Genomic DNA, 11,608 nt, shown 5'->3' on the forward strand with positions numbered 1-11,608 from the left:
GTGGGCCGCCCCGCTACCCTCGACGCCGTGGGAGCAGTGGACGTAGGTCGCCGAGTGCTCGGTCTGGTCACTCCGGCCCCCGAACGAACGGTCGCCGCACTGCACGGCACCGAGGCCCCCGCGCCGGGACTGAACCCGCGGGAACTCATCTTTCTGCAGCACATCCGCTGGTTCGGCACCACCGGCAGCCTGCTGATGGCGTTCGGCGCGCTCGGCGTCGGCGCGCAACCGGTGCGCCAGAACCCGACCTTCGGCATCCCGGTGCTCAGCTTGCCTGCGCGGATGCAGACCAGCGCGATCGCGGTCACCATGATCGGCACCGTGATCGTGGTGCTGGCCTGGCTTCTGCTCGGCCGCTACGCCGTCGGCCGGTTCGCCGACGGAACCCCACCGCGCCGGCTGTCCCGCGGCCAGTTGGATCGCACGCTGCTGCTCTGGATCATCCCGCTGGCGGTCGCACCGCCGATGTTCAGCCAGGACATCTACTCCTATCTGGCCCAGGGTGAGATAGCGCACCGTGGGCTGGACCCCTACGCGCTGGGGCCGGAGCCCGCGCTCGGCCGCGATCACGTGTTGACCAACAGCGTGCCGAACATCTGGAAGTCCACCCCGGCGCCCTACGGGCCGTTGTTCGTCTGGTGTAGCCGCGGAATCGCCGCCGTCGCCGGCGACAACATCGTGGCCGGGATCTGGCTGCATCGCGCGCTGGCTTTGGGCGGCGTGGCGCTGATCGTCTGGGCACTCCCCCGGCTGGCCCGCCGCTGCGGGGTCGCCGCCGTCAGCGCGCTCTGGCTCGGCGCCGCCAACCCGCTGCTGCTGTTCCACCTGGTCGCCGGGGTGCACAACGAAGCACTGATGCTGGGTCTGATGCTGGCCGGGATGGAGCTGGCGCTGCACGCAATCGAGTCCGCGGCGCCGATCCGAGGCACGAATCTGACGTTGTTGATCGGGGGCTGCGCGATCATCGCGCTCTCGTCGACGATCAAGATCCCGTCGCTCGTCGCACTCGGCTTCGTCGGGATGGCGCTGGCCCGACGATGGGGGCACGGCTGGCGCGGGGTCCTCGCCGCCGCAGCGGCTACCGGGGGGATCGCGCTGACGACCACGCTGCTGATCACGACTGCGAGCGGACTGGGCTTCGGCTGGGTTCATACCCTGGGCGCAGCCAACGCAGTGCGGAGCTGGATGTCGCTACCCACCCTGATCGGCATCCTGACCGGGTTCGGCGGGGTGGTGCTGGGTCTGGGCGATCACACCACCGCAGTACTGAACATCACTCGGCCGATCGCGGCGATCCTGGCGATGTTCGTCACGTTGCGGATGTTGTTGGCGGTCTACACCGGGCGGCTGCACCCGGTCGGCGCGTTCGGTGTCGCGATGGGTTCGGTGATCCTGTTGTTCCCGGTGGTGCAGCCGTGGTACCTGCTGTGGGCGGTGACCCCGCTTGCTGCATGGGCCACCTTGCCCGCCTTTCGAATCCCGACGATCGCCCTGTCTGCGCTGGTCAGCGTCATCCTGATGCCACGCGGTGCCGAGTTCACCGTGTTTCAGATCGTCGCGGCGGCTGCGGCCACCGTCGTGGTGGTCGCGGGAATGATCATCGCTACCCGCACCGTGCTGCCGTGGCGGGTCGACGATGCCGGGGCACCCAAGCCGTTCCCGCACCGCACGCCCTACGCTGAACGACCGTGACCGGTCTCGCTCCACCAGCCGTCCAACTGGACGTCGTCGTGAAGTCGTTCGGTCCGGTCACCGCGGTGGACGGACTCGAGCTGAGCGTGCCGACCGGCCGGATATTGGCATTGCTCGGGCCGAACGGGGCCGGCAAAACGACCACGGTCGAGATGTGCGAGGGATTCACTCGGCCGGACAGTGGGACGGTACGCGTGCTCGGGCTGGACCCGGTCACGGATGCGGCCACGCTGCGTCCGCGGATCGGGGTGATGTTGCAGGGCGGCGGTGGCTATCCGGGCGCCCGGGCCGGCGAAACCCTGCAGCTGATCGCGGCCTATGCCCGCAACCCGCTCGACCCGGAATGGTTGCTGCACACACTCGGCCTCGACGAGGTTCGCAACACCGCGTACCGGCGGCTGTCCGGCGGCCAGCAGCAACGGCTGGCGCTCGCCTGCGCGCTGGTCGGCCGACCCGAGCTGGTTTTCCTGGACGAGCCGACCGCCGGCATGGACGCCCAGGCGCGACACCTGGTCTGGGATCTGATCGACTCGCTTCGTCGCGACGGGGTCACCGTGGTGCTGACCACGCACACGATGGAGGAAGCCGAGCAGCTGGCCGATCAGCTGGTGATCATCGATCACGGCCGACAGGTTGCCGCCGGGACCCCGGCCGAGCTGACCCGGCACGGCGCCGAGGGGCAGTTACGCTTCAGCGCCCCGCCGCAGCTGGACCTGTCACTGCTCGCCGCGGTGCTGCCGGAGGGGTATCAGCCGCAGGAGACCACCCCGGGTACATATCTGATAGAAGGCGAGATCGATCCGCAGGTGATGGCCGCAGTGACCGCATGGTGTGCCCGGATCGGCGTCCTCGCCACCGACCTTCGGGTCGACCGACGCAGCTTGGAAGACGTGTTTCTGGAATTGACCGGACGGGAGTTGCGCGGGTGACCGCGGCCAGATTCGCGCCCGGAATGTTTACCCCGGACCCGGGCCCGAACCGCTGGCCGGCGATGCTGTCGGCGCAGTCCCGGATGGAGCTGACCCTGCTCCTGCGCAACGGCGAGCAACTGCTGCTCACCATGATCATTCCGGTGGCGCTGCTGCTCGGTCTGTGCCTGCTGCCGATACCGGGTCTCGGCGAGCACGCGGTGGACCGGGTGGTGCCCGGCGTGACGATGGTTGCGGTGATGGGGACAGCGTTCACCGGTCAAGCGATCGCGGTCGGCTTCGACCGACGCTACGGCGCGCTGAAGCGGCTCGGCGCCACCGCCCTGCCCCGCTGGGCGGTCATCGCCGGCAAGAGCATCGCCGTGCTGATCGTGGTGGCGTTGCAGGCGTTGCTGTTGGGAACGATCGGTATCGCCCTGGGCTGGCGCCCGAGCCCGGCCGGGGTCGTGCTCGGCGCGCTGATCATCGGGTTGGGAACGGTGAGCTTCGCCACGATGGGCCTGCTCCTCGGTGGCACGCTGAAGGCGGAAGTAGTGCTCGCCCTGGCCAACCTCGCCTGGTTCGGCCTGCTCGCGGTCGGGTCGTTCGCGCTGGCCGGCGCGCCCGAGACAGTACGGACGATCGCCCGACTGCTGCCCTCCGGCGCGCTCGGGAACGCGCTGTACGAGGCGACCCAGGTCCGGGTCGACGGGTTCGGCATCGCGGTGCTCGCCGGCTGGGCACTGGTCTGCGGATGGGCCGCCGTCCGCTGGTTCAAGTTCGACGGCTGAGCCGTCACGGGATCACCGACGGCTGAGCCTTACGATCGGCTCGTGATCTCTCGCGGCTTCCTCAGGCTCGTCGACCGGTTGCCGCTCCCCCCGCTCCGGGTCCAGCGGCTTGCAGCGCTGGCGGTGCTGCTCAGCCAGGCCGGGATCGCGGTCACCGGCGCGGTCGTGCGGGTGACCGCCTCCGGGCTCGGCTGCCCGACCTGGCCGAAGTGCTTTCCGGGGAGCTTCACCCCCACCCGGGTCGCCGAGGTGCCGGTGGTTCACCAAGCGATCGAGTTCGGCAACCGGATGTTGACCGGCGTGGTCGTACTCTGCGCCGCGCTGGTGGTGTTGGCCGTGGTACGGGCACGCCGCCGACCGGAGGTGATCCGCTACGCCTGGCTGATGCCCGGTGGCACCGTGCTCCAGGCGGTGATCGGCGGGATCACCGTCCGCACCGGCCTGCTGTGGTGGACCGTCTCGATTCACCTGCTGGTTTCGATGCTGATGGTGTGGCTGGCCACGCTGCTGTATCTGAAGGTCGGGGAGCCGGACGACGCGATCACTACCGCGGCGTACCCGCGTCCGTTGCGATTGTTGGCCGGGCTGAGCGCGCTCGCCTTGGTCGGCACGCTGGTTGTCGGCACGCTGGTGACCGGTGCCGGGCCGCACGCGGGCGACAAGAGCCTGGACCGGACGGTGCCGCGACTGCAGCTCGAGATCGTCACCTTGGTTCACGCACATGCCCAGTTCCTCGTCGCCTACCTCGCCCTGCTGGTCGGCCTGGCCTGCGGGTTGACCGCGGTCGGCGCGCCGCGGACCGCGCTGCGCCGGCTGCGCATCCTGCTCGTCCTGGTGATCGCCCAGGCCGGGATCGGCATCGTGCAGTACCTGACCGATGTGCCGGCGGTGCTGGTCGCCTTGCATGTGGCCGGCGCGGCCGCGTGTACCGCTGCCACCGCAGCGGTCTGGGCAGCCGGTCGAACCCGGGAGCCCCTACCCCTCCGCCCCGTTGCCGCAGGGGCGACGGTTCACTGACGGGAGACCCACATGCGCGCAATCCGTGTCGACGAACACGGCGGCCCCGACGTACTGCAGCTCGTCGAAGTCCCCGAGCCGGCGCCCGCCCCCGGGCAGGTGCTGGTCCGGACGGAGGCGGTCGGGGTCAACTTCATCGACATCTATTTCCGCACCGGCAAGTACCCGCACGAACTGCCCTATGTGCCCGGTTCCGAAGGCACCGGCGTGGTCACTGCGGTCGGCGCCGATGTCGGCGACATCGCGGTCGGCGACCGGTTGGCCTGGGCCGCGGCCGAGGGGAGTTATGCGGAGCTGGTCGCGGTGGATGCCGCCCGGGCGGTGCCGGTGCCGGACGGCGTGACACCGGAGGTCGCCGCTACCGCACTGCTACAGGGGATGACCGCGCACTACTTGCTGAACTCGACCTTTCCGGCGCAGCCCGGTGACACCGTTCTCGTCCACGCCGGCGCGGGTGGGGTAGGCTTGATGCTCACCCAGCTGGCGGTCGCCCGAGACGTCCGGGTGATCACCACGGTCTCGACGGCCGAGAAAGAAGAACTGAGCCGGGCCGCCGGCGCGACCGATGTGCTCCGCTATCCCGACGACCTCGCCGCCGAAGTTCGTGCGCTCACCGACGGCGAGGGGGTGGCAGCGGTCTACGACGGGGTCGGCGCGGCGACCTTCGAAGCCAGTCTCGCGGCGTTACGGGTGCGCGGGACGTTGGCACTGTTCGGCGCAGCGAGCGGGCCGGTCCCGCCGTTCGATCTGCAACGGTTGTCGCGCGCCGGCTCACTGTTCGTCACCCGGCCGACGCTGAACGACTACACCAGAACTCGCGACGAGTTGTCGTGGCGGGCCGGCGAGGTGTTCGCGGCGATTGCCGATGGTGTGCTCGACATCCGGATCGGCGAGCGCTACCCGCTTGCCGATGCCGGCCGGGCACAGACCGATCTCGCTGCCCGGCGCACGACCGGGTCGCTGGTGTTGCTGCCGTAACCACGACACCGGTCCGGCTCGGTGTCGTTTGCGCACCACTTCTGTGCTACTGCACCGGAAATCCGCTACAAAAGCGTGTGCGGGAACCGAAAAGGGGTGCGGCTCGGTGGCGCGGGTCCGGTAACGGGAGAATCGCGGGCACGCCGATCAACGCGACACGCCGATAGTATGGAGGCTGACATTGCTCGGGGAGCGCCGGCAAATTCAGCGACGAGTAGTGGACCCCAGTCAGTCCACCGGCGTCAGCGGCGAGGGAGCTGGCAGTGGACGACATCAGGTTCGGGCGGTACCGGCTGCTCGGCCTCATCGGCCGCGGCGGGATGGGTGAGGTCTACCGGGCCTACGACACCGATACCCGTCGGGAAGTTGCGCTGAAACTGCTGCCCGAGCACCTCGCCGAGGACGACACCTTTCGAGAGCGGTTCCGGCGGGAAGCGCACATCACCGCCGGATTACGCGACCCGCACGTCACCCCGATCCACGCGTTCGGCGAGATCGACGGACGGCTTTATCTCGACATGCGACTGATCGACGGCGCGGACCTGACCAGTGTTCTGGCCGGCTCGGGTGGATTGCCGCCCGAATCCGCGGTGTCCTACCTCCGGCAGGTCGCCGACGCGCTGGACGCGGCGCACGGTCAGGGACTGATCCATCGAGACGTCAAGCCGTCGAACATCCTGATCACGGATCGGGACTTCGTCTATCTGATCGACTTCGGGATCGCCCACGGCGAGCAGGACACATCGCTGACGGCGATGGGCTCGGCGGTCGGCACGCTAGCCTACATGGCGCCGGAACGATTCCGGCCGGAGCGCGCGGGTAAGGCGGCCGACGTCTACTCGCTGGCCTGTGTGCTCTACGAATGCCTGACCGGCCAGATACCGTTCCCCCGCGATTCGCTGGAACAGCAGGTCTCCGCACACATGACCACCGATCCGCCGCGACCGACCGATTATCGCGACGGCATCCCACCGGACTTGGACGAGGTGATCGCGCGCGGGATGGCGAAGCGGCCGGCCGATCGCTTCGACAGCGCGGGGGCGCTGGCCGGCGCCGCGCTCCGGGCGGTTTCGGGCCGGCCGACGGTGTCCCGCGGGCCGCTCCCGGCGGTCCCGCTCGGACCCCGCCGCGATACCTGCCCCGGTGAACCGATGGAACCGAACTGGTCCGGCGAACCGGCCGAGACGGTGGGCCGGGGTCACCACGGCGGCTGGCTGATCGCGATCCTGTCGATCCTCGTAGTGTTGACCGCCGGCTCAGCGCTGACGTCCAACGATCTACTCGGCCGCGGCGCCAACCTGACCAGTACGGTCGCGACCTCGACCGTCACGGTGACCGCGACCGGGCCGCCGAGTTTCGATCGGATCGCCCGGTTCGTCCGCGACTATTACGCCCTGCTACCCGAGCGGCGGGATCAGGCCTGGGACGATCTCGATTCCACATACGCCGCGCGCACCGGCAGACCCGAGTTCGACCGATTCTGGTCCTCGGTCAGTGCGGTCCAGCTGGACTCGGTCAGTCCGCAAGACGGTTCCTCGGTACAGGTACGGCTGACCTACCGCACGACCGACGGGCGCACCGAAACCGAGAATCGTTGGGTGCAGGTCACCCTGACGGACGGGCGCATGCAGGTGGCGAACTCGACCCGACTCGGCCCCGGCTGATCCGACTCACGACTGCTCGGTGGGGATCCGGAGTCCGGCCACGACGGCGTCGACCAACGACTCGACCAGCTCCGGCCTGGCCGGTGGCCAGAGCACCAAGGCCAGGATCGACCGGATCGCGAACTCCGGGCCGACCGTGTCGTCCGGCGCGAGCCCGATCAGTTCGGCTGCAAGTCGCGGGACGAACGGCGTATCGAGCGCGAGGCCGAGCTGGCGCAGTGCGTTGCGAGACCGGAGGAACTGCCGGGTGATCGGGTCGGCCCGAATCCCCTCGACTGCCAAGCTGATCGTCAGCCGGGCCCGCTCGCGCCCCCGCCGGGCGGCGACGGTGTCGCGGATTCCGGCGACGACGGCCGTCGATGCGCGGATGAGCACCGCTTCCTGCACCCGCCGTTTGCCCCCGGTGTGCCGGTACAGCGTGGCCCGCGAACAGTGCGCCCGCCGGGCAAGTTCGTCGAGGTCCAAACCGTCCAGGCCGTCCCGAGCGATCAGTTCGGCAGCGATCTCGTAGAGCCGTTCCCGCGCCCGATCGGCGCGGTCGGCGCCCACCAACCAGTCTTCGGCCATATCTCATCGTGAGACATCTGACGCGTTCGTATCACCGATTCGACGAGGTCGGCGGTACGGATGAGATGTCGATATCACCGACGTCGAGCGGGCCGTATCGACTTCGCCGGAACAGATTGACCAGGCCGCGGCCCGGCATCGAGCCTGATCCCATGCACGAACTCGACGATCCGTACCCGCATTACGCGATGCTGCGCACGCAGGCGCCGGTCAGCCGGGTGGCCGACTCGTCGTTCCATCTCGTCAGCTCGTGGGAGCTGGTCACCGAAGCAGTGAAGCGGGCCGACGACTTCTCGTCGAATCTCACCGCCACGATGGTGTGGCAGGCCGACGGCAGCGTGACCGAGTTCCCGCTGTTCGAGCTCGGTTCACCGATGCATGTGCTGGCCACCGCCGACGAACCGACGCACCGACGACACCGGCGGATGGTGCTGCCCGCACTGTCGGCAACCCGGATTCGGGCACTGCAACCGTTCATCGCCGACGCTCTGGCAACGATGTGGGCGGCCGGCCGGGACGGCGACCGCATCGACTGGGTCACCGCCGTTGCCCAGCGGCTGCCGATGGCCGTGGTGGCGGAACTGGTCGGCTTCCCCACCTGCGATATCGACGAGCTGATCCGCTGGTCCTTCGCGGCTACCGCGCTGCTCGACGGGATGGTGGAAGCCGCGCAGCTGGCCGAAGCGGCACAGGCTGCCGGCGAACTTGCCGATTATCTGAACACGGCATTCAGCGCCGAACTCGCCGATCCCGGAGCGACCGCGATGGGCGACCTGGCCCGGCAGGTGCGGTCCGGCGAGGTCCAGCACGATACCGCGGTGTTCACCCTGATCCAGCTGGTGATCGCCGGCGCCGAGTCGACGGTGAGCTTGGTCGGCAGCGCCGTGTGGCTGCTCGGGCGGCACCCCGACATCACCGCGCAGTTACGCGCCGACCGCGATCTGGTCGCGCCGTTCATCGAAGAAGTGTTGCGACTCGAGTCGCCGTTCCGCGGGCACTACCGGCACGTGACCACCGACACCCAGCTCGGCGGTGTCCCCCTGGCCGCCGGCGACCGGCTCTACCTGCTCTGGGGCGCAGCCAACCGCGACCCGGCCGTCTTCGACGAGCCCGACGAGATCCACCTGGCTCCCGCCCGCCGACAGCCGCATCTGGCATTCGGCCAAGGCCTCCACCGGTGCGTCGGCGCCGCGTTGGCCCGGATCGAGGGCAACGCCGCCGTCGGGTTCCTCCTCGACGCCACCACCGATTTCGAGGTCACGGTCGATGAGCCGGACTGGCAACCCAGCCTGCTGGTCCGTCGGCTGCGCAGCCTGGAGCTGACCGCGCGCTGAGCCGATTGAATCGCGAGGCACCGACACGTTTTCCCGACCGTATACCGGAAAACCCGGCTAAAACAGGTCCATCCGCCGGTGCCGTCCCCCCGCCCCGGAACCGGGATCAGGCTGCAGCGGGAGGTCCTGATCTATCAAGCCACGCTTCTGCTGCCAGCGGGCCAGCGGAGCAGGCGCCCACCAGTTCGCGCGGCGCATCAGGGACATAGTGGCCGGGACCAGCAGGGTCCGGATCAGGAAGGCATCCACGGTGACCGCGACCACCAAGCCCACGCCGAATCCGCGCATGAACGACACCTGTCCCGCCGCGATGCCGAGGAACACCACCACCATCACCGCTGCGGCAGCGGTGACCAACCGGCCGGTGCGGGCCATGCCCATCGCGATCGCCCGGTCGTTGGCCTCGGGACCACGGTCGGAGTTCAGCCACTCCTCGTGGATCCGGGACAGCACGAACACCTCGTAGTCCATCGCCAGGCAGTACGCCAGGATGCCGAGCATCGGCGGGATGGTCACGACCGTGTAGCCGGTGGCCGTGGTGCCGAGCCCGCCGAGATGGCCGTCCTGGAAGATCCAGACCATCACGCCGAACGCCGCACCGAGCGAGATGGCGTTCATCAGGAATGCCTTCACCGGAAGGAAGATGCTGCCGGTCATCAGGAAGATCACCACGAAGGTGACCAACAGCACGACACCGAGCGCCACCAGCGCGCGGTTCATGGTGACCGCGGAATTGTCGGCATTGCGTTGCGCGGCACCGTTGAACAGGACCGGCGCGGGTGCCGGCACATCGTGCAGCTGCGTCACCTGCTCGCGCCCGGCCGCACTGAACGGATCTTCGACGGTGAACACCGACAAGTACCCGGCATCGTCACGCTGCGCCGCGTCGAAGGCAAGCGGACTGATCGATCGGCCTTCGGCGTAGATCCCGCTCGGACTGGTGACCATCGATACGCCGGCCACCTCGGACAACCGCGCCGCGTACTCGGTGAGCGCAGCCGGCGACTCGATGCCAGCGGGTAGCACCACCTGGACGGTGCCGATGTTGTTCTGCGCGAACTCGGTTCGGAGCAGGTCCCCGGCCTGCCGGGAGGTGTGCGAGTCCGGCAGCGCGCGATCGTCGGGCATGGACAGCCGCAGACCCAGCGCGGGCGCCGCCAGCCCGAGCAGGATCACGACGAGGACGACGACGACCGCGATCGCATGCCGAGACGCGAAGCGCGCTGCGCTATACCAGAATTGCTCCTCCGGTGGGCGGACCCGCGGCGCTTCGCGGCCGAACCACCGGCGCACCGGCTTGCGGATGTCGAGGGTTTCGATCCGGTCGCCGAACGCGACGATGAACGCCGGGGCGAGGATCAACGCGCCGAGTAACGACATCAGCGCCGCGGCGATGCCGCCGTAGGCCAGCGACCGGAATACGTACTGCGGGAACACCAGCAGACTGGCCAGCACCAGCGAGGTGGTCAGCGCCGAGTAGGACACCGTGCGCCCGGCGGTCTGCAGGGTGCGATGCAGGGCGCGTTCCCGGGACGCCCCCCGGGCGATCTCTTCGCGGTAGCGGTTGATGATGAACAGCGAGTAGTCCAGCGCGAGCGCCAAACAGATCGCGGACGCCAGGTTGACCGCAAAGATCGAGACGTCGGTGAACCGCTGCACCACCGCGAGGCTGGCCATGGTCAGGCCGATCGCGCAGATCCCGACCAGCACCGGGATCAGCGCCGCGACGGCACTGCCGAAGATCCAGACCATCACCAGGAAGGAGAGCGGGATCGCGATCGCCTCCATCAACGCAAGGTCGATCCCGGACTGCTCCTCGACCTCGTAATAGGCGACGGCCTGTCCCCCGGCAGCCACGGTGACGCCGTCCTGCTCGCCGACGAAGCGCTCGGCCAGTTCGTGCGCGCGGGCGGCGATCTCCTGTTCACTGCCCTGCAGGCGCGCGAAGACGATTCCGGTCCGTCCGTCGGTGCTCGTCAGCCCCGCCCGCAGCTGCGGCAACAGCAGCGGCTGCGGGATACTCCAGTACGAGCCCTGCTGCGTGGCGTCCGACGTTTCCTGCAGGGCGGCAAGGATATCCGCGCCGCGCGCGGCGGCTGCGGGACTGTCCACCCCGGCATCGGAAGTCACCGTGAATACCAGGGAACGCCCGGCGGCGGAGAACTTTTCGTCGAGCACCCGCTCCGCACGCGCAGCCTCGGTGTCGGGCGCTTCGTCCCCGCCGGCGGGTAACGAGAGCACCACCGGCCCGGCCAGCGCCGCGGTCGCGACGAGCAAGAAAAGCGCCACGGCGACAATTCGCCGCGGGGCAGCGAGTGCGAACTCCGCACATCTGGTCAGGATCACGGCGGCGCAGCTCCTCATCCGGATCGGCGCATAGTCGCAAATCCGCGCCGCCAGCGTACTCGAGGAAAGTCGCACGTTCAATGGCTTTCACCGGCTGGCAATGGCCTGCGCCACGACAGAAAGACCTGATACCTCCTTTGCTGCAACAATGCCAATGCTTAACATCTCTCCGGTTTATCGTGTTTGAAACAATATTCAAGCCCGATAATAGTGACTAATACGAGATGACCACCGGCCAAAGTGGGCCTAACAGGCACGAAACTCGCACATCAGGATATCCGATCGATTCCAGGCGCCCCCGCGGCCTGAAT

General features: G+C 68.7%; 9 protein-coding genes. 7 read left to right on the forward strand and 2 right to left on the reverse strand.

The features are described 5' to 3' along the window. The first annotated feature begins 27 nt into the window (after nucleotides 1-27). From mptB to KV203_RS10340, 6 genes are all read left to right on the forward strand, one after another. On the forward strand, nucleotides 28-1,692 hold the full coding sequence (mptB, locus tag KV203_RS10315) for a polyprenol phosphomannose-dependent alpha 1,6 mannosyltransferase MptB (protein ID WP_246600111.1): 1,665 nt from the start codon (nucleotides 28-30) through the stop codon (nucleotides 1,690-1,692). Continuing rightward, nucleotides 1,689-2,621, forward strand: coding sequence for an ABC transporter ATP-binding protein (locus KV203_RS10320; RefSeq protein ID WP_066469723.1), 933 nt, complete (start codon nucleotides 1,689-1,691; stop codon nucleotides 2,619-2,621). The genes mptB and KV203_RS10320 overlap by 4 nt, the downstream gene beginning before the upstream one ends. 23 nt (nucleotides 2,622-2,644) lie before the next feature. Beyond that, nucleotides 2,645-3,391 carry an ABC transporter permease gene (locus tag KV203_RS10325; RefSeq protein WP_066470124.1) on the forward strand — a complete coding sequence of 249 codons (747 nt, stop codon included), beginning with the start codon at nucleotides 2,645-2,647 and terminating at the stop codon, nucleotides 3,389-3,391. A gap of 42 nt (nucleotides 3,392-3,433) precedes the next feature. Beyond that, nucleotides 3,434-4,408, forward strand: a complete 975-nt coding sequence (locus KV203_RS10330; RefSeq protein ID WP_066469722.1) for a COX15/CtaA family protein — start codon at nucleotides 3,434-3,436, stop codon at nucleotides 4,406-4,408. A 12-nt stretch (nucleotides 4,409-4,420) separates the two neighbouring features. Further along, nucleotides 4,421-5,386, forward strand: a complete 966-nt coding sequence (locus KV203_RS10335; protein WP_066469719.1) for a quinone oxidoreductase family protein — start codon at nucleotides 4,421-4,423, stop codon at nucleotides 5,384-5,386. 263 nt (nucleotides 5,387-5,649) lie between these two features. Further along, nucleotides 5,650-7,050, forward strand: a complete 1,401-nt coding sequence (locus tag KV203_RS10340) for a serine/threonine-protein kinase (protein ID WP_066469716.1) — start codon at nucleotides 5,650-5,652, stop codon at nucleotides 7,048-7,050. A gap of 6 nt (nucleotides 7,051-7,056) precedes the next feature. Here KV203_RS10340 and KV203_RS10345 read toward each other — a convergent pair whose 3' ends face one another. Continuing rightward, on the reverse strand, nucleotides 7,057-7,617 hold the full coding sequence (locus KV203_RS10345) for a TetR/AcrR family transcriptional regulator (protein WP_066469713.1): 561 nt from the start codon (nucleotides 7,615-7,617) through the stop codon (nucleotides 7,057-7,059). A gap of 152 nt (nucleotides 7,618-7,769) precedes the next feature. Here KV203_RS10345 and KV203_RS10350 point away from each other — a divergent pair, with 152 nt between their 5' ends. Then, on the forward strand, nucleotides 7,770-8,951 hold the full coding sequence (locus KV203_RS10350; protein WP_066469710.1) for a cytochrome P450: 1,182 nt from the start codon (nucleotides 7,770-7,772) through the stop codon (nucleotides 8,949-8,951). Nucleotides 8,952-9,008: 57 nt separating this feature from the next. Here the strand turns inward: KV203_RS10350 and KV203_RS10355 are convergent, their stop codons facing one another. After that, entirely contained in the window at nucleotides 9,009-11,315 is a 2,307-nt protein-coding gene (locus KV203_RS10355) for an MMPL family transporter (protein ID WP_425516865.1), read from the reverse strand. Between the last annotated feature and the right edge of the window lie 293 nt (nucleotides 11,316-11,608).

Source organism: Skermania piniformis, from assembly GCF_019285775.1.
Taxonomy (GTDB): Bacteria; Actinomycetota; Actinomycetes; order Mycobacteriales; family Mycobacteriaceae; genus Skermania; species Skermania pinensis.

Coding starts and splice junctions, on each gene's coding strand:
- KV203_RS10335 (WP_066469719.1), top strand. CDS start 4,421: ATGCGCGCAATCCGTGTCGACGAACACGGCGGCCCCGACGTACTGCAG.
- KV203_RS10325 (WP_066470124.1), top strand. CDS start 2,645: ATGTTTACCCCGGACCCGGGCCCGAACCGCTGGCCGGCGATGCTGTCG.
- KV203_RS10350 (WP_066469710.1), top strand. CDS start 7,770: ATGCACGAACTCGACGATCCGTACCCGCATTACGCGATGCTGCGCACG.
- KV203_RS10345 (WP_066469713.1), bottom strand. CDS start 7,617: ATGGCCGAAGACTGGTTGGTGGGCGCCGACCGCGCCGATCGGGCGCGG.
- KV203_RS10355 (WP_425516865.1), bottom strand. CDS start 11,315: ATGAGGAGCTGCGCCGCCGTGATCCTGACCAGATGTGCGGAGTTCGCA.